General features: G+C 65.0%; 16 protein-coding genes and 2 pseudogenes. 9 read left to right on the forward strand and 9 right to left on the reverse strand.

Going from position 1 to position 18,466, the window contains the following annotated elements:
• Positions 1–42: 42 nt before the first annotated feature.
• On the reverse strand, positions 43–450 hold the full coding sequence (locus RX327_RS14155; protein WP_317250629.1) for a DUF4332 domain-containing protein: 408 nt from the start codon (positions 448–450) through the stop codon (positions 43–45).
• Between the two features lie 56 nt (positions 451–506).
• Complete coding sequence (locus RX327_RS14160) at positions 507–872, reverse strand: DUF2267 domain-containing protein (protein WP_317250630.1); 366 nt, start codon at positions 870–872, stop codon at positions 507–509.
• Positions 873–1,211: 339 nt separating this feature from the next.
• Between RX327_RS14160 and RX327_RS14165 the strand changes: the two genes are divergently transcribed.
• Complete coding sequence (locus RX327_RS14165; RefSeq protein WP_317250631.1) at positions 1,212–2,834, forward strand: helicase HerA-like domain-containing protein; 1,623 nt, start codon at positions 1,212–1,214, stop codon at positions 2,832–2,834.
• Positions 2,835–2,929: 95 nt separating this feature from the next.
• The gene (locus RX327_RS14170; protein WP_317250632.1) at positions 2,930–4,330 is read left to right on the forward strand and encodes a M20/M25/M40 family metallo-hydrolase; all 1,401 of its coding nucleotides are present in this window, start codon (positions 2,930–2,932) and stop codon (positions 4,328–4,330) included.
• 104 nt (positions 4,331–4,434) lie between these two features.
• Here the strand turns inward: RX327_RS14170 and RX327_RS14175 are convergent.
• Together RX327_RS14175 and RX327_RS14180 are read right to left on the reverse strand one after the other, a co-directional pair.
• Positions 4,435–5,213, reverse strand: a pseudogene (locus tag RX327_RS14175) (class II aldolase/adducin family protein).
• A 146-nt stretch (positions 5,214–5,359) separates the two neighbouring features.
• Positions 5,360–7,009: a glycosyltransferase family 39 protein gene (locus tag RX327_RS14180; protein WP_317250633.1), complete on the reverse strand. Its 1,650-nt coding sequence runs from the start codon at positions 7,007–7,009 to the stop codon at positions 5,360–5,362.
• 339 nt (positions 7,010–7,348) lie between these two features.
• On the opposite strand from RX327_RS14180, the gene RX327_RS14185 reads away from it, so the two are divergent.
• Positions 7,349–8,242, forward strand: a complete 894-nt coding sequence (locus RX327_RS14185) for a DUF308 domain-containing protein (protein ID WP_317250634.1) — start codon at positions 7,349–7,351, stop codon at positions 8,240–8,242.
• A 176-nt stretch (positions 8,243–8,418) separates the two neighbouring features.
• Entirely contained in the window at positions 8,419–8,832 is a 414-nt protein-coding gene (locus RX327_RS14190; protein WP_317250635.1) for a MucR family transcriptional regulator, read from the forward strand.
• Positions 8,833–8,836: 4 nt separating this feature from the next.
• On the opposite strand, the gene RX327_RS14195 is transcribed toward RX327_RS14190, so the two are convergent.
• Entirely contained in the window at positions 8,837–9,268 is a 432-nt protein-coding gene (locus RX327_RS14195; protein ID WP_317250636.1) for a SufE family protein, read from the reverse strand.
• Positions 9,269–9,411: 143 nt separating this feature from the next.
• Entirely contained in the window at positions 9,412–9,792 is a 381-nt protein-coding gene (locus tag RX327_RS14200) for a DUF5330 domain-containing protein (RefSeq protein ID WP_317250637.1), read from the reverse strand.
• A 435-nt stretch (positions 9,793–10,227) separates the two neighbouring features.
• Between RX327_RS14200 and RX327_RS14205 the strand changes: the two are divergent.
• Positions 10,228–12,036, forward strand: a pseudogene (locus tag RX327_RS14205) (PAS domain-containing sensor histidine kinase).
• Between the two features lie 7 nt (positions 12,037–12,043).
• The gene (locus RX327_RS14210) at positions 12,044–12,790 is read left to right on the forward strand and encodes a peptidoglycan-binding domain-containing protein (RefSeq protein WP_050387094.1); all 747 of its coding nucleotides are present in this window, start codon (positions 12,044–12,046) and stop codon (positions 12,788–12,790) included.
• 114 nt (positions 12,791–12,904) lie between these two features.
• Here RX327_RS14210 and RX327_RS14215 read toward each other — a convergent pair whose 3' ends face one another.
• Positions 12,905–14,548 (reverse strand): ankyrin repeat domain-containing protein, encoded by a 1,644-nt coding sequence (locus RX327_RS14215; protein ID WP_050387093.1) that lies wholly within the window; start codon positions 14,546–14,548, stop codon positions 12,905–12,907.
• Between the two features lie 225 nt (positions 14,549–14,773).
• Here RX327_RS14215 and RX327_RS14220 point away from each other — a divergent pair, with 225 nt between their 5' ends.
• Positions 14,774–15,118: a DUF1491 family protein gene (locus tag RX327_RS14220; RefSeq protein ID WP_317250638.1), complete on the forward strand. Its 345-nt coding sequence runs from the start codon at positions 14,774–14,776 to the stop codon at positions 15,116–15,118.
• On the opposite strand, the gene RX327_RS14225 is transcribed toward RX327_RS14220, so the two are convergent.
• On the reverse strand, positions 15,115–16,047 hold the full coding sequence (locus RX327_RS14225; protein WP_317250639.1) for a DUF2336 domain-containing protein: 933 nt from the start codon (positions 16,045–16,047) through the stop codon (positions 15,115–15,117). The genes RX327_RS14220 and RX327_RS14225 overlap by 4 nt on opposite strands.
• Before the next feature lie 295 nt (positions 16,048–16,342).
• Between RX327_RS14225 and RX327_RS14230 the strand changes: the two genes are divergently transcribed.
• On the forward strand, positions 16,343–16,537 hold the full coding sequence (locus RX327_RS14230) for a hypothetical protein (RefSeq protein WP_028331632.1): 195 nt from the start codon (positions 16,343–16,345) through the stop codon (positions 16,535–16,537).
• Positions 16,538–16,553: 16 nt separating this feature from the next.
• Entirely contained in the window at positions 16,554–17,321 is a 768-nt protein-coding gene (locus RX327_RS14235; RefSeq protein ID WP_317250641.1) for a hypothetical protein, read from the forward strand.
• A gap of 258 nt (positions 17,322–17,579) precedes the next feature.
• Here the strand turns inward: RX327_RS14235 and RX327_RS14240 are convergent, their stop codons facing one another.
• A complete protein-coding gene (locus RX327_RS14240) occupies positions 17,580–18,440 on the reverse strand; it encodes a LysR family transcriptional regulator (protein WP_050387089.1) in 861 nt (286 codons plus the stop codon).
• Positions 18,441–18,466: the final 26 nt, after the last annotated feature.

Genomic DNA, 18,466 nt, shown 5'->3' on the forward strand with positions numbered 1-18,466 from the left:
TGACGTGTGACGCGGCCGGCGGCCGAATGCCGTTAAGACAGGCTAATAGGTGATCTTGGGAGGCAGCTTGCGTGCCTCTTCGATCAGCAGCTCGACCGACTTCTCCGACGGCATCACGCGGACGAGCTTACGACGCACATTGGCGTCCTTCATGCTCTGCGCGAGCCGCGACGGGTTGCGGTGGGCGAGCTCGCGCACGGTGGTGACGCCGGCGGCGCGGACCAGGCCCACCTTGGCCTTGCCCATGCCGGGAATGCGCATGTAGTCGGAGACGTTGGCCCATTCCAGCAGTTGTTGTTCGCTGATCCCGGTCTTGGTGGCGAGCGCCTTGCGTCCCTTGACGGTGCGGGCGGCTTCAAGCAGTGCGTCGGTCGTGCGGATACCCTGCGATTTCAGTTTGGTGGCGCAATAGGCGGACAGGCCTTCGATCTCGGAGAGGGGGTATGTCATGATACTCGTATGCAGGTAGAAGGGAGCGCACGTGCAATGGCGTTTGGGAGAATGCTTCAGGCGAATTGGCTGAGGCCAGGAGTCCCAGCGATGATCTTGCCCATCTGATCCGCTCCGATTTTGTCTCGCCCGTAGCGGAAAAGTTCACGGGCGACCTTCTGAATCTCACTCATGCTCAATCCAAGCGCCATCAGCCGGGTGCCGACAGCCATCAGACCGCCACCCATCAACCGCGATAGACCACCGCTGTTGTTGGAGGCGGCGATTGCCGCTTCGGCGCCGGGGATTTGGTCGATCAGAGCCTGAACTTTGTCGGAAGGTCCCTCGTTACGGAGGAAACCCAGAACGATGCCGATGGTTTTTTCAGCGACAGCACCGTCGATGCCGGCCTTCGCGGCCAGCTGCCCAACCAATTCGTCCATATTGCCCCGCCTCAACCGGTTTTTGCCGGATCATTCTTGAAGATTTATCTTGAGCGCCTGTGTCACGAAATACAAGCGATCCGCGCATTTCAGTTCGTTTTCTTTTTCAATCGCGTCGGGAGTGTTGCACCTCTGCAAGAGTGAGCGGCGGATTCACACCATCTTGTCGCAATGCGCAATGCCTTTCGTCACTTGGCCGGGAATAAAGTATGAGGAACTGGTGCAGCGACAATATACATCAGTGCGCGCCGATGGTTTCAATCGACCTGCAAGATGCAATATGATGTCATCGGTTCGAATGGATCGAGCCGATTTAAAATCGCGTTAAGAGGCGAAGCGATGGCGACGTCCGACAACAAGTTGGCCGACACCGATGAGAAAATCTTTATCGGCAAGGGCGAGGAAACGGCATGGCTGACGCTGGCGCTCGCCAATCGCCACGGCCTCGTCACGGGTGCAACCGGAACCGGCAAGACGGTGTCGCTGCAAGTGCTGGCGGAAGGATTTGCGCGCGCCGGTGTTCCGGTCTTTGCGGCGGACATCAAGGGCGACCTGTCTGGGATCTCGGAAGTCGGCGAGGCCAAGGACTTCATCCTCAAGCGCGCGGGCGAGATAGGCCTCAAATTTCAGCCGGACCAGTTCTCGACCGTGTTCTGGGACGTGTTCGGCGAGCAGGGCCACCCCGTGCGCGCCACCGTCACCGAAATGGGGCCGTTGCTGTTGGCGCGGATGCTCGACCTGAACGACGTGCAGGAAGGCGTTCTCAACGTCGCATTCCGTGTTGCCGACGAGAATGGTCTGCCATTGCTGGACATGAAGGATCTGCGGTCGCTGTTGGATGCGATCGCCCCGGACGGCAGCAAGAAGGCCGCCGACGACGAGGAGGATCCGCTGGCGCCGATCCGTAAGGCCGCGCAAGGCTACGGCAATGTGTCCAAGGCGACCGTCGGAACGATCCAGCGTCAGCTCCTGGTGCTCGAGAATCAGGGCGGCGCCAAGTTCTTCGGCGAGCCGGCGCTGACGCTGAAGGATTTCATGCGCACCGACCGCGACGGCCGCGGCATCGTCAACATTCTGGTTGCCGACAAGCTGATGGAGAGCCCCAGGCTCTACGCTACCTTCCTGTTGTGGTTGCTGTCGGAGTTGTTTGAGGAACTGCCTGAAGCCGGCGATCTGCCGAAGCCAAAACTGGTGTTCTTTTTCGACGAGGCGCATCTGCTGTTCAACGATGCGCCGAAGGCACTGATGGACAAGATCGAGCAGGTGGTTCGTCTGATCCGTTCCAAGGGCGTCGGCGTCTATTTCGTCACGCAGAATCCGATCGACGTGCCGGACAAGGTGTTGGCCCAGTTGGGCGGTCGCGTGCAGCATGCGCTGCGCGCCTTCACGCCGCGCGACCAGAAGGCGGTCGCCGCTGCAGCCCAGACCTTCCGGCCCAACCCGAAGCTCGACACGGCCAAGGTGATCACGGAGCTCGGCAAGGGCGAGGCGCTGGTGTCCTTCCTCGAGGGCAACGGCACGCCTTCGATGGTGGAGCGGGTGATGATCCGGCCGCCGTCGGCGCGCATCGGACCGATCACGCCCGAGGAGCGCAAGGCGATCATGAGCAGGAGCCCGGTGAAGGGCAAATATGACACCGCCGTCGATTCCGAATCCGCCTACGAGATGCTCCAGAAGCGCATCGCCGGAACGGCGGCGCCGGCCGGCGGCAGCGCTGGCGGCGAGGGGGGCGGCATCTTCGGCCAGATCGGTTCGATCGCGTCCACGATCTTCGGCACCAACGTCAAGCGCGGCCGCATGTCGACCGGGCAGGTGATCGCGCGCAGTGTCACGCGCTCGGTGACCGACAAGGTGATCGGCGGCGTGGCCGCCGATCTCGGCAAATCGCTCGGTGGTTCGGTTGGCGGTTCGATCGGCCGGGCGCTGGTGCGCGGCGCTCTCGGTGGATTGCTGCGCAGATAGCATCGCGCCGGTCGACCGAAACCGGAGACCGGCTTTGCCTCCCGCGGCCGGCGCGCTACAACCTGGCGCAACGTCCAACAAAAAGGATATCCGCGATGTCCAACGCCAAGCTGCAGCCCGTCCTCGATCGCATCGACGCGGATTTCGACAACAGCCTGGAGCGCCTGTTCTCGTTGTTGCGGATCAAGTCGATCTCGGCCGATCCGGCCTTCACGGATGATTGCAAGGCTGCGGCCGAGCATCTCGCCAAGGACATCGCAACCCTCGGGTTCAAGACCGAAGTGCGGCCGACTGCCGGCCATCCGGCCGTGGTCGGCAAGCTGAACGGCTCGAGCGACGGGCGGCCGCACGTGCTGTTCTACGGCCATTACGACGTGCAGCCGGTCGATCCGCTCGATCTCTGGCACCGTCCGCCGTTCGAGCCCGTTGTCGCGGATCATGCCGACGGCCGCAAGATCATCGTCGCGCGAGGCGCCGAGGACGACAAGGGGCAGGTGATGACCTTCGTCGAGGCCTGCCGCGCCTGGAAGAAGGTGACGGGCTCGCTGCCGGTCGACGTCACCTTCCTGATCGAAGGCGAGGAGGAGGTCGGCTCGAAGAATTTCGTGCCCTTCATCGAGGCCAACAAGCACGAGTTCAAGGCTGACTACGTGCTGGTCTGCGACACCGGCATGTGGGACAGCAACACGCCGGCGATCACGACCTCGCTGCGCGGGCTGCTCTATGAAGAGCTGAAGATCACCGCAGCCAACCGCGATTTGCATTCCGGCGTGTTCGGCGGCACCGCGATGAACCCGATCCGGGTGCTGACGCGGATTCTCGGCGGCCTGCATGACGAGAACGGTCACATCACCATCCCGGGTTTCTATGACGGCGTGATGGATTTGCCGCCGGACATTCTGGCCCAGTGGAAGCAGCTCAATCTGACGCCGGAGACCTTCCTCAAGCCGGTCGGGCTGTCGCTCCCGGCTGGCGAGAAGGGCAGGCTCCTGGTCGAGCAGGCCTCGACGCGTCCGACCTGCGACATCAACGGCATCTGGGGCGGCTATATCGGCGAAGGCTCCAAGACCGTGATCGCGGCCGAGGCGTCGGCGAAGGTCTCGTTCCGCCTGGTCGAGGGACAGGATCCCGAGAAGATCCGAAAGGCGTTCCGCGGTTATGTGAAGGCGCGCCTGCCGGCCGACTGCAAGGCCGAGTTCACCGACCATTCCAGCGCGCCGGCGATCGCGCTCGACTGGAACATGAAGCCGCTGGCAGCCGCGCGCCGCGCGCTGACCGACGAATGGGGTAAGGAGGCGCTGCTGATCGGCTCCGGCGCCTCGATTCCAATCGTCGCCGACTTCAAGCGCACGTTGGGCCTCGACTCGCTGCTGGTGGGCTTTGGCCTCGACGACGACAATATCCACTCGCCGAACGAGAAATACGACCTGCGCAGCTTCCAGAAGGGCATCCGCTCCTGGGCCCGCATCCTGGCGGCATTCGCCGACGCTAAATAGCGCGAGGGCAATTCACGTAAAAACGCCGCCCGGAATTGGGCGGCGTTTTGATTCCGATCGTGCAGAGGGTGTTGGCCGTTAGCCTACCCGAAGATTATGAAATTTCAATCACGGTAGCCGGGATTGACGCGGTCGAGCTTGCGCAGCAAGGGCGGCCACACGAGGTTGGTGGCGCGCAGCTCGGCGCGGTCGCGGTTCGACAGCAGCTCGGTGTTCTTGTCGATCGCATGTCGTCGACCGGATAGGCGATCGGTCCGAGCGCGCGGGTTGCCACCTGCATCGAGCAGGCGCGCTCGAGGTGATACATGCGCTCGAAGGCGGAGGCGACCGAGCGGCCGACCGTGAGCGTGCCGTGGTTGCGCAGGAGCATGTGGTTGTGGTCGCCGAGATCCTTCTGCAGCCGCGGCCGCTCGTCGTGGTCGAGCGCAATGCCTTCATAGTCGTGATAGGCGAGGTCGTGGGTGACGAGCTGGGCAGTCTGGTTCAGCGGCAACAGGCCTTCGGCGCTGCTCGACACCGCAGTGCCGTCGAGCGTGTGGAGATGCAGCACGCAGATCGCGTCCTCGCGCACCTCGTGGATCGCCGAATGGATGGTGAAGCCGGCCGGGTTGATGCTGTATTCGCTCTCGGAGAGCTGGTTGCCGTGCAGGTCGACCTTGACGAGGCTCGAGGCCGTGATTTCCTCGAACATCAGTCCGTAGGGGTTGATGAGGAAGTGATGGTCGGGACCGGGCACGCGCGCCGAGATGTGGGTGTCGACCAGATCGTCCCAGCCGTACAGCGCGACGAGGCGATAGCAGGCGGCGAGATTGACCCGTTGCTGCCACTCCGCCTCCGTCATGTTCGACGGCACTTCCCTGAGGCGCGCTTCCGCTGGCGACATAGCCGATTGCTCCATTGATGGCGTTATTGCTTGGTCCAAGCGTAGCGCCGCCGCCGGACCGCAGCAAGACAGGGTAACGGCGTGACAGTCATGTCGGCATGCGGCCCACGATCGGAACGGCAATCGTCAGTGGGCAGCGTGATGCTTTACGGCGCCGGGATCGACAGCAGGCTGGAGATGCCGCGGCCGCGGATGTCGTAGACGCGGGCGAACACCACGTCGTCGCGCTTGATCTCGACCATGACGGGCGCGGTGAGGCCCTTGCAGTAGAACTCGCCGAGCGTCATGGCGAAATCGGCCGCGTTGGAATCCCAGCCGATGGTGAAGTCGGGGCCGAGCGCGACCTGGGCCGGGCGTTGCGGACCGCAGACCGCGACCTTCCATTTGCGGTTGCTGGGGGGCACTTCCTGGCGCTCGACGAGCTGCTCGCGCAATTCGTCGGAGGCCTGCTTCAAGGCGAGGCCCCAATAGTCCAGCATGAAGCGGTCGTCGGCGCCGCGAACGGTCCCGGCGATGTGGTTGAAATGCGTGTATTGGTAAGGGTGCAGCCGGATCATCTCGGCGAGCGGCAGCGCGAGGCCGAACGCGAACATGGCGAGCGCCGCGGGCTGCCAGGCGCGGCGGTTCTCGCCGAGCCAGTCCATGCCGCGCGCGAATGCGACGCCGGCCAGCACCGTCATCGGCGGAATCACGAAGATGAAGTGGCGGATGCCGTTATAGAGCGCCGGCCGCTTCACCATCGCGATCACCAGCGGCAGCGTCGCCGCCAGCGTCAGCATCAGCATGATCGACTTGCGCTTTGCGGTGACGTCGTAGCGCGACAGCGACATCAAGGTGATGACGACGGCGGCGGTCAGCAGCACCAGCATCACCTCCGGCAGCTGCAGTGCGAACAGCGTCGGCAGATAGGACCAGGGCATGTCGGGCACCGACACGATCGCGCCGTCGAACATCTCCTTCCACGGCTTCTCGAAGAAATGCGAGAAGTAGGTCAGCGCGTCGAAGGGATTGCCGGGCTCCATGATCGACCACGGCCAGATCAGGCCCATCACGAGATAGCCGAGCACGAGGCCGGGCAGCAGCACATAGACGACATGGGCAAAGCGATGGGTCGCCTCGCGCGGGCCCTGCTTGCGGAATTCCTCGATCAGGAGCGGGACGAAGCCGACCACGGCGTAGATCAATGCGAGCCCGCCAAGCACGCGGCAGCCGATCGAAAGACCGGCACCCAGGCCGACGATGAGGACCGTGCGCGGCGACGGCCGCGGATATTCCTCGGCGAGGCGGACGAGGCCGAGCATCAGGATGATCATGGCCACCGCGAAGGGCGCATCCTTCGGGTTCATGAACATGTGGCCGTAGAAGATCGGGCAGAGCGCGAGCAGCAGGAGCGAGGCAAGACCCGCAAGAGGTCCGCCGATGCGGCGGCCGAGCCGCCACGTCACGGCAAGGCCGATCACGCCGACGATGGCGCCAACCAGGCGGCGCGTCTCGAACAGTTCGAGCGGGATGACCTTGTGCAGGAGGGCCGCGACCATGTCGAAGCCGCCGCCATACATGTAGAGATTGGCGAAGGAGAGCGCCGCGGTGTCCTTGAAGCCGGAACCGAACATGCGCAGCAGCAGGTCGGCGTATTCGGCGTGGGTGTAATCGTCCCAGCCGAGCCCGTAGTCGCGGAACGTCAAGCCTGCGATGACGGCGACCACGCCGAGGACGAGGACAGCGAGATCGTCGCAGGTCTTCTCCACCGAGCGCCGCGCAGGCGCCTCGAGGGCAGACGTCGTAATCGATGACATAGCTAGTGATACCGGCGTGCCTGTGGCCCAGATTGGCGCTTTAGGGCCTCATTCCCCGGCATCCATAGCGCAGTTCCGTTTCCGAGTAATTGGTAATTGTGGCGTAATTTCCCAGATGCGTTGCAATAAATTGGCAGCAATTCGTAGCCAGTAAATCTACGGGAGCTGGCTGGCTGACGGCCGCTGCGACCGCGGTGAAGCAACGCATCGCGGCTTGGTTAAGCCGGATTTTAGGGAACTCTGTCTACAATTGGCGGTTGGCGGTGTGGGCAATATGACGGTATCGTGGCGTTGGTGGCCCGCGCCGATTTTCGGTCGGGTCTCCCGGGGGTTAGTTCGATGAAGGTTGGTCTGTTGGTCGTCGGCGCGGGCCTGGTCGTGGCGGGCTTGGCGGCGGTCGGCCTCGGAATTCCCTACAAGGAATTCAGCGTCGGCGGCACGTTGATCGCAACAGGCGTGACCGGCGCATGTACCGGCGTGATTGTTCTGGCCCTTGCCGCCATCCTTCGCGAACTCCAGGCCATGGGCGACCGGCTTGATGCCGTCGTTGCCGTGGGTCTGCGGTCCGGCTCGCCATCTGCAACTTCCCCGCGCGGCACTCCCGACGATCCGGTGTTCCCGCCGCCTGAGCCGAAGGTCTCGGCGCCTCCGCCGCTGGCTCCAGCGTTCCCGCCATCCGCTCCCGCGGCGCCGCCGCCCTGGCACGACGAGATCGCCTCGCGCGGCGCATCAGGCGAGGTGCCGCCGCCTGCACCGGCCGCCGCGCCCGCAGATAGTGCTGCGCCGCCCAAGCGGCGCAATCTGCTGTTCTCCTCCTCGCGCAAGGAGCGTGAGCGGAACCAGGGGCGTGCCGCCGAGCCGCTCACGCCGGATCTGTTGTCGCCGGAACTACGCCCGAATCCGGGCGGTTCGGGCGAACCGGCGCCGGCAACCTTCGACGATGCCTGGCCGAAGGCCGACCGGCCGCGGTCGGTCGACGTCGCCCCGCGGCGCGGCCCCCGGACGCCATCGACCTTCGGCGAGGCCCAGTCGGCCGGCGCCGCCTCGCCGTCATCGGGCCATCCGCCGCCGCCCCAGGAGCAGCCGCCCGTGACCGTGCTCAAATCCGGCGTCGTCGACGGCATGGCCTATTCGCTCTATTCCGACGGCTCGATCGAGGCGCAGATGCCGGAAGGCATGATGCGCTTTGCCTCGATCGACGAGCTCCGGTCGCATCTGGAGCAGCGGCCTTAGATCCGCGCCAATACTTGCGACCGGCCGGCCCGAAGCCGGAAACGCGGCCGTTGTTGTCAGATTTGCTGCAATTCGTGCATATTCGCAAAGTAGTACGCGATTCCATTAATGTATTGCTGCGCATGGATACTGTCCGGTGGGCACCGGGCTGTCGATAGCACGGGGAAGATTGAGCCATGTCCGATACGTCAGGCAAAACGCCGGTCGAGCTGACGGCAAGCATCGTGTCGGCCTATCTCAGCAACAATCCGACGCCGGCGGCTGAGATTCCGAACCTGATCAGCCAGGTGCACTCCGCCTTGCTGCGGGTGTCGAGCGGACGCAGCGACACGCCGAGCGAGCCCGCCAAGCCGGCCGTGTCGCTGAAGAAGTCGATCGCGCCCGACTATCTGGTCTGTCTGGAAGACGGCAAGCGCTTCAAGTCGCTGAAGCGCCATTTGCGCACGCAGTACAACATGACGCCGGAGCAATACCGCGAGAAGTGGGGCTTGCCGGCCGACTATCCCATGGTCGCCCCGAACTATGCGGTGGCGCGCTCGCAGCTGGCCAAGCAGATGGGCCTCGGACAGCAGCAGCGAAAGCGGAAGTAGAGATCTACGCGGCGGACGCCAGCGCCTCGCGCGCATCGTTGCGGATGCGCTCGACCATCGAGCGCAGGCCATTGGAGCGCTGCGGCGTCAGGTGATCGCGAAAGCCGAACTCGTTGAACACGGCGATCGCGTCGGTATCGAGGATTTCCTTGGGCGTTTGCCCGGAAAACAGCGTCAGCACGATCGCGACCAGGCCGCGCACGATGTGGGCGTCGCTATCGCCGATGTAGATCAGGCGCGGTTCGCCGTTGGCATCGCGCTCGATCCGCTTCGACAGCCAGACCTGGCTGACGCAGCCCTGCACCTTGTTGGCGGCGGAGTGTTCCGCTTCCGGCATCGGTTCCAGGGTGCGGCCGAGCTCGATGACATACCGGTAGCGGTCGTCCCACTCGTCCAGAAGCTCGAAATTGTCCCTGATTTCGTCGATCGTCGTCATGCTGGCCCGCGTCCTGTCCTTGACGGCTTATATAGGAAGGCGGGCCGCGAAAGCGATGAAAATGGAACCGGTTCCCGGCTGTTTTGACGCGTTTTCTTCACACGAACCGGTGCCTGCCTCGCTCGACCGCGCTTGGTTTCCGCTCACGGCGTCGGCGGCAGGCGGAATTCGATCGACTGATCCTCCGCGGTCAGCGTGTCGCGGAACGCGGTGGTTGAATCGGTATCGTCCTTGCCGATCGAGCCGGTGTGGTCCGGCGGCTTCTTGTCGGTGATGATCTGGTAGAGCTTGCGCGCCCCGTCGGTCGCGCGCTGGCCGATGATGGTCGCGGCCTGTCCGCCGACCTCGCAGGCGGCCGGCTGGCGCTTGCAGAAATGACCCATGTCGTTGATCGTCGCGGTCGCGGCCGACACCGCGTCCGATGCGCTGATCTGCGGCGTCTTGTCCGCCTCGGGTGTTTTGTCTCTCGGCAGCAGCACGAGCACAAGCCCGAGCCAGAATGCCAAACGCAGCAGGAAGAACATGGCGCGATCCCGGTCGTCTGTCTTGTCTTGCTTCTTGCGCGGTCGGTGCCGCTATTGGCCTTGAGGGTTAGCATCGGTCGATAAATCGGAAGTATCTGCATTGAAGTAAATTCGCCGGAAAATCGCGGAAAATTCGCCTGAATTGATTCGCCGTAAATTTTCGATTGATGGCGGCCGACGCGCGCCGGATGCGCAGAATCCGCCGCGTCCACCATTTCGAAACCATAGAATGTCGCATCCGGAAACCAGCCGTTCACCATCCCCGACAAATGGCCGGTGAATAGCGGGTCAAACCCACTCCAATGCACGGTGTTTGGCGGCAGGCCGCCCAGCCTTAGCGTTCGCTTAAGTTCGCTCTGACACGTTGACCTGCAATCACGAAGGAGGCGTTCCGGCGCGTCTTCCAAGAGACGATTGAGCCGAAGCGCGAGACCCGTGACAGTTTTGAGTATCATCCGCGATTGTCTCGATGCGCTGCTGCATCCCTCCGCGCGCTACGATGCGCTGATGCGAGCGCGCCATCGTGCCTTCATGGCGCCGCGGCTGCTCGGCAGCCTGGCCGCCTTTGCCGCATTCCCGGTTTATCTCGCCATGCGCGGTGCGCCGAGCGCGGTCGAGGTCGCGGCCTTTGCCTGGCTGATCGCGCCCATCATGCTGGCCTGGTTCCTCTCGCGCACCGGACGCTACGAAGGCGCGCATGTGCTGTCGTCGCTGGCGCTCGCCGGCCTCGTGATGATGATCGCGGCGACGACCGGCGGCATCGCCTCGTTCGCCGCCGTGTGGCTCGTCGTCGTTCCGATCGAGGCGGCGCTGTCGGCCTCGCGGCGCGTGGTGGCGTTTGCGTTCGCGCTGGCGATGATCTGCGCGGCGCTGCTGAGCGCGCTCGGCCATTATCATGTGCTGCCGGTCGTCGATCCCGCGGTTGCCTCGAACAGCACGCTGGTCGGTTTCGGCGTCGTGTCGGCGATCTTCTACGCGGCGGGGCTCGCCTTCGGCGCGGAATCGCTCGCACGCACCAGTGTCGCGCTCTTGTCGCGCGAGGAGGAGCGTTACCGCCTGCTCGCGCGCAACATGAGCGACGTGATTTCGCGGCATCAGCGCAACGGGGCCGTGCAGTTCATCTCGCCCGCGGCCGAGAACATGCTCGGCGTGCCGGCATCGCGGCTGCTTGGCCACGGCCTGTTCGATCGCGTTCATGTCGCCGATCGCCCGGCCTATCTCACGGCGCTGTCGGACGCCGCGCGCGGTGACTCGCGCAGCGTCGAGTTCCGCGTGCGCCGTGACGGTGCGCGGGGCGATGTCGTCGCCGAATTCATCTGGGCCGAGATGCGCTGCCGTCCGCTCGATCAGGCCGCCGCCGATGCCGAGGTCGTCGCCGTGATCCGCGACGTGACCGATCGCAAGGTGCAGGAGCACGCGCTCGAACAGGCGCGCAACGTGGCCGAGCAGGCCGATGCCGCCAAGACCCGCTTCCTCGCCACCATGAGCCATGAGCTGCGCACGCCGCTCAACGCCATCATCGGCTTCTCCGAGATGATCGCGCAGGAGCAGAGTGCTGGGGGCGGCCCAGCGCAAGGAATACGCCCAGCTCATCAACGATTCCGGCCAGCATCTGCTGTCGGTCGTCAACGGCATCCTGGACATGTCGAAGATGGAGTCGGGCAATTTCGAGATTGCGTCCGAGCCGTTCGCACCGCGCGCCTCGCTGCTCCATTGCTGCAATCTGTTGGCGCTGAAGGCGCGGGAGAACGGCATCGACCTCGTCACCCGCGTGCCGGACGATCTGCCGATCGTGAACGGCGATCCGCGTGCGTTCAAGCAGATCGTGCTCAACCTCGTCGCCAATGCGATCAAGTTCACCGAGCGCGGCGGCCAGGTCTCCGTATCAGCCGCGGCGTCGAGGGATCGCGGCTGGTGCTGCGCGTCTCCGACACCGGCGTCGGCATCGCGCCCGACGACCTCAAGCGCATCGGCGCGCCGTTCTTCCAGGCCGGCAGGACCTATCAGCGCCGTCACGAAGGCACCGGTCTTGGACTTTCGATCGTGAAGGGGCTGGTCGGCCTGCACCACGGCGAAATGAATGTGGAGAGCAAGGTGGGCGAGGGCACCACGGTGTCGGTCGCGCTGCCGCTGGCGTTCACCCCGCCCGCCGCCCTCGAGCCGTCCAGCAATGTCTCGACCCTGAAGCCCGCGCTGCGTTCCGGACTACAAGAGCAAACCCATCAGGTGAAGAAGAGTGCCTAGACAGACCTTGGATGACGATGAAACGCCGCGCCGTCGCCGCGGCGCCAAGGCAGTGGCCATCGCGGCCGAGGAGGAACGTGGCCTCGTCCTGCGCCTGATGCTGCACAGTCCGAAGGATCTGGTTGCCGGCGTGCTGGCGACGTCTGCCATCGTTGCGATCCTGATCAATGCGCTGTTCCTGCAGGCCGGCCGTCATCCGTCGCCGATGTTCGGCGGTTCGGTGGTGACGCTGCCGCCGCCGGCCCCGGTTGCCGCCACCAGCCCGATGCCGCGCCCGCGTCCGGCCGAGGCCGCAGCCCGATCGGCCGAGCCCGCCGCCATGGATCCGAGCAAGCCCGTCGACGTGAAGCCGGTGGAGACCAAGCCGGCCGAGACCAGGTCCGTCGAAGCCAAGCCGGCAGAACCCAAGGCCGAGGCCAAGCCTGTCGATCCGATGGCCAATCTGGTGCTGAAATCGACCGCCGCGCCGTCGGCCGCAGCACCGTCCCCGGCCGCCGCACCGTCCAGCGTCGTTCGTCCGCCGGCACCGATCCCGACCGCGCATTTGAGCCCGGCCGGAAAACGCATCGCCGCGGTCCAGCGTACGCTGACCGAGTATGGCTACGGCCAGCTCAAGCCGACCGGCACGATCGGCGCCGACACCCAGCACGCGATCGCGAAGTTCGAGCGCGCCCGCAAGCTGCCGGTGACCGGACAGATGTCCGATCGCCTGGTGCGCGAGCTCAGCACGATGATCGGCCATTCGATCGAGTAGCCTCTCTGCGAAGGCATTGAATGCGTAGTCGTCATGCCCGGGCTTGTCCCGGGCATCCACGTCTTCGAGGCTTGTCGAAGCCAAGATGGCCGGGACAAGCTCGGCCCTGACGGGTTAGGACGCGTTGCCCAGCAGAACGTCCCTGACCTCGTCGGAGAACAGCTTCCTGCGGCCGGCCACCAGCACCCATTCCGGATCGTCGCGATCCGGAATAGCGCGCGGCATGCCGTGATCGAGCAGGGCCTGCGCGCAGCCCATCCAGTCGCCGCCACTGACCGGCTCGTTGCAGGAGGCCCACGACAGGCTTCCGGACGCGTTGTCGCCGAAGCCGTGCTGCTCGGTCCATTCTGCGCCGTGCTCGAGCAGGAAGCGGGTCAGCGAGGCATTGCCGCGGAACACCGCATGATTGAGCGCCGACGCATCCCAATCGCCGCCGCGCACCGTGATCGGCCAGCCGAGCTCGACCATCAGCCGCACCGCATCATCGCCGCCTGCCGCGGCGAGCTCCGGAAGCAAGCGCAATTGCTGCGGCGAAAGTGAATCTGGAAGATCGGGCCGACTGACCTGGATTCGCCGCGCCTCGCTCTCGTCCCCGCTGCTGCATGCCGCGACGAACCGCTCATCATCGGCAAGCGTCTCATCGCCGGTCCGCTCGCGCAGCAGCTCGGCGACCTCGGTCAATCCGAATTGCAGTGCGTATCTGTAAGCGCTGAGCCCGCCTGGTGTCGCGATGTGCGGGTCTGCGCCGGCGTCGAGCAAGGTCGCGATGCATTTCCGCGACCGCCGGCGGCGGATCGCCCACATCAGCGGCGAGCCGCAATCGGTCAGCGGCACGTTGCGGGCGGGTTCGTTCGGATCGCCGCCGTGCCGCAGCAGCAGTTCGAGCGCCGCCACGTTCTCGTCATCGAGCACCTTGTACATGGCGTTGGTGCCGGCGATCCGCGCGCCATGCTCGAGCAGCAGCCCTGTCGTCACCCAGCCTTCGAGCGAGTGGTAGAGCGATTCATTGTCGTTCGGATTGGCGCCCGCCTCGAGCAACAGTCTTGTCAGCTCGAGATCGTGGTTGCGGCCGGCGGCGCCATACAATGCCGACAGCGGATTGCTGTCATCGGGCCCGTCGAGCGTTCCGGGCGGCCAGCGGCTGCTGATGTGCTGGTCGGGATCGGCGTCGGCCTGCAGCAGCAGGCGTGCGCAGCGATGCAGCTGCGCCTGAAATTCCGGAAGCTGCAACAGGCTGGAATGCGTCACGGCGACCAGCGGCGGCAGTTTGAGGGGACCGCCGGGACGGTTGACCCATGTCGGATCACTCATTGCCGTACGCCGAACGATTTCTGCGTCGCCGATGGCGCAGGCGAGATAGGGATCGTCGGCGACAAGGCCGGGATCCTCGGTGAGCATCCGCGCCGCAACGCGCGGGTTGGCGCGGTCGGTGGTGCCGGCGACGTCCGCGGCATAGACCAGCTGCAGCCATCGCCGCACGCGATCGGCCTTGCTTTTACCGGGCGGCAATTGTGCGTCGACATAGCGCCGCAGGTCCGGCCAGGAGGCGAAGCCGAGATCGCGCGCCACGCAGGACTGCGCATCGTGCAGCCGCAGATCAAGCGCGGCGATTTGAGCGTCGCTGCGCCCGGCCGCAGGCGGAAGCGCGTGCCGGAAACGCGCGTACGCCTCTGGCGCCTGCCGCCGATAAAGGCGAATGAGCTCCTTGGCCTGCTTCTTCAAATGTTCGAGATTCAATCGCGCGGGCGATCGGTCCATGGAAACCTCCGTGCATCATCGCCGATGGTCCACAAAACCGGCTGCACAAAGGCTTGGTTGGCCGCTCAATTGATGCAAGTGGGTTCAACCCTTCCCGTGGACCCGGGCGCGGCTTGCACCGCGGATGCAAGGATATGGGTGACGATTGGTTCGGTCAACCCGCCGCGGCGTGACGACATCTGTGACAATTGGACGTGATCGCGCCGCTGGCCTATAGGTCGGCTCATGCGTTTGAAATCCAACATTTGGGTGGCGGCTTACTTGCGCCGCTGCCAGACCGAGGGCGTGTTCGGCGCCGTGCGACGCCGCGGCGCCGAGGAGGCGGGTGCGGTGTTCGTCAAGGTGTCGCTGCTCGACGGCAATGCGATGCTGTACGCGCCGGCGCCGCAGACCGTCTATGACGACGGCCGCCCGGTCGAGCGGCTCTTCGTGCCGATCGCACCACAGCCGGTATCCGAGCCGTCTATCGAGGAGCGGCTGACCAAGGAGATCCGCTTCGATTCCGACGCCTGGATCGTCGAGACCGAAGACCGTGCCGGACGGCATTTTCTGGATCTCGCGAAGGGCTAACTTCCGGACTTCTGGTTGCGAATGGCGGACGCGCTGCCAGGCTGCAGCGCGGGGCGCGTCTGCGAGGATGCCGCGCGCACGCGATGGCGCTCATCGTCATAGAGCGACGAGCGATACTTGGCGCGGGCCACCGCCATGGTCGAGCCGCGCCAGGCCGCCAGCATCACCAGCGCCGAGCGCTCGGCAAGGCGGTCGTAGAGCCGCGACAACCGATAGACGTAATTGACCGAGGAGCCGGCTTCCGGATTGAGGAACATCAGGATCCGCTGGAACGCGGCGCTCGACACGTCGAGCGCCCGCATCGCGCAGGCGAGCGGCTCGCCGCCGGGATCGTTGACGACGTCCGCGGCGATCCGCGACGGCAGGATCAGCGCCTCGCCGAGTTCGAGCATGAAGTTATCGGGGTCCTCGGCAAACGCCGCCATCTCCAGGATATGGATCGCGCGCGCGGCGCGCGCCGCCGGAATTCGCGCCGCGGCCTTCAGCGGCGTCTCCTGCAGATTGTGCAGGATCTGCGTGCGCTCCTTCGTGCTCGCGGCAAAGAACATGTCGGAGATTTCGGCGGCATCGTTCGGCCGCATGGCAAGGCTCGCGGCCATCCGCAGCTCGGCTTCGGTCGGGATCTTGGCCGGCAGCGCGGACGGTGCCGGCGCGGGAATTGCCGCGGCCGCCGGCATCGGCTGGTCGGGACCGACGCGGCGCAGCCCGAGCTTGTCCATGATCCGGGCGGGCGTGGCCGGATAGATCGCAAGCCGCGCGCGGACGGCGGCACGCGTCGCGTCGTCGACTTCGTCGATCAGGCGCGTCGTCAGCTCGACGAACTGGCGCTCTTCATCGGCGGAGTGGGCGCTCGCCTGCACATAGAGGTCGGTCAGGACGCGCAGCAGCGTCGGGCGGATGTCGACGCCCTCGCGACGGGAGAGCGTCATCAGCCCATCGAAACCAGGAAATAGCGGAGCTGCGCTCATCTCGGGCGTACGCGACTTGCCAGTGAACTTCGGTTTGAAAACCTTGTGGCAGCGAGCCTACGCAGGCTGTTTTAAGAGGCAGTTAAGGAAAACAAGCCGTGAAGGTGAATGCTCGAATTTGCGCGTGTCTATTAAGGCACAGCGCCATATCCGTAACCGTCCGTACCGGCGGCTTAAGATGTCATTAACCATGCGCGTTCTTAACTCGGCGTGCGCGGGGCAAATCATGTCCGTGCGGGGCCAGAGAGAACGGAACATGGGCACCATCGTTGAGTTTCCGGCGGATGCGGCTGCACGGCGGCCGAGCATGGCCGGTGCTGCCGGCGAAGGCACGGGGACCGTACTGATCCTTCCCGTCGTCCGGATCGAGCGAACGACGGAGGAGACCGGCGGTGGTCGCGGACCGGAGCAGGGCACTGCGCAGGGCCGCCGTCGCCGACGCCGCTCCTGATCGCGGACATCGGGCAATGCCGGAGCTTGTGCAGCGGACCGTCGCGCGGCGGTCACTCCCGGCGCTGATCCTGCTGCTGGCGGGCTCGGCGCTCGCCGGCTGCAGCGGCGGCGATTTCGGCCGCACCCGCGCCGACATGCGCAGCGACGACATGCATCGCTGGATCGGTGCCGAGGCGACCGGCAGCATCGGCAAGAACGCCTCGCAATTCCAGCTCACCGACGAAGAGCGCCAGCTTCGCGATCTCGCCTATCCCATGATCGAGCCGCCGCTGTCGCGGCCGGCCTGGAAGAGCGTGTTCGGCGACTACAAGGCGCTGCCCTCGCCCTGGCGGCAGAAGGTCGTGTTCGACCGCACCATGTACGGACGCACGCTGATCGACGAGCCGCACCGCTCGTTCGCCTCGCGCTATTCGCTGCTGATCGACGAGGTGCGCGACGACATCACCCGCTTCGAGCCGTTCTTCGCCACCGCGATCCAGGTGATCGAGCTCGATCGCAAGCGCAATGCCAGCCTCCACATGATCGCCGACGTGTCGCCGCGCGAGCGCGCTGACGCGGTGGCGCGGATGGAAGAGAACACGCTGATCGTGCAATGGGTCCAGCAGGCGCTGGAGCGGCGGATCTCGTCCTATCGCTGGGCGCTGGAGCGGCTGGTGATCCAGGCACCCGACGGCATGGCTGCCGATGCCGAACGCCAGATCAACGAACTCGCCCGGCTCACGGCCAATGCGCCCCTTATCTCCGCGCCGGTGACGGGCCAGGCCGTGGTGACGAAGGGCTAGTGTGCTGAATGCGAAGTTCGTGCGATTTCGCGGCAGCCACTTTCACGAACTTCGCATTCATAAAGCACACTAGAATCATAAGTTTGCTAAAGCATGATCCGGAAAAGTGCGAAGCGGTTTTCCGAAAAGATCATGCTCAAACAAAGAGCTAAGGCGCGATGACGATTCAACCTAATCTCATCGCGCTTTAGTGTCCTTATCGAATCCGAAGTTCGCTCCGAAGGTGCGGCAAATGATGCGAACTTCGGATTCGGGACGCTAGGCGCGCTTCGCCTTCTTCGCTGTCGATTTGGCCCGGCGACTGTTGGCTTGCCGCGGCAGGCTCGCAATGAATTCCTTCAGCGCATCGGAAGGCGGGTGGGCCGAGGGGTAGGCGAGGCCGACCTGGCGCGTCACGTCGATATCGATCGCGCGCATCGCGACATCAGGATTGCCGCGTGCCACGCCCTCGGGGACGATCGCGACGCCGACCCCGGCTGCGACCAGCGCCATCGCCCATTCCTCGGATTCCGCGATCGCCACCGGCTTGCGCGGCGGAGAGGCTCGCTTGAAGAATTCCTGCTGCTCGCAATGGCAGCGATCGATCATCGGAACGCCTGCGAAGTCGGTGGTCCGTAGCGTCTCCTTCAGCGTCAGGGGATGCGAGGGCGGCAGTGCCGCGACATAGCGCTCGCTCCACAGCGGGATGAAGTGCTCGCCGGCGCCGACCATGGTCTTGGCGACGATCCGCGCGTCGGCCTTCTCGCTGGCGCCGACCAGCCGGAGCGCAAGATCGGTGTTAGCGGTCAGCGGCTTCAGCAGTGCGATGGTCCGGGCCTGATCGAGCGTCCGCAACAGGCCGAGCGTCAGCGCCTGCCGCGTCGCCGGCTTGCGGAAGAGATTTCGCGCCGCGTCCGCCTCGTCGATGATCCTGCGGGCGATGCCGTGAAACTGCGCGGCTGAGGCGGTCGGGGCCATGCCCTTCTTGTGCCGGATGAACAGCGTGGTGCCGAGTTCGGCCTCGAGATTGGTGATCGCCGCCGAGATCGACGGCTGCGAGATGAAGCAGCGCTTTGCTGCGGCGGTCAGATTGCGCTCGCGGTAGACCGCGGCGAAGTAGCGGAGTTCGCGGATATCCATAGGTGTATCCTATCACATGGATAGAA

It is taken from the genome of Bradyrhizobium sp. BEA-2-5, assembly GCF_032918025.1.
Taxonomy (GTDB): Bacteria; Pseudomonadota; Alphaproteobacteria; order Rhizobiales; family Xanthobacteraceae; genus Bradyrhizobium; species Bradyrhizobium pachyrhizi.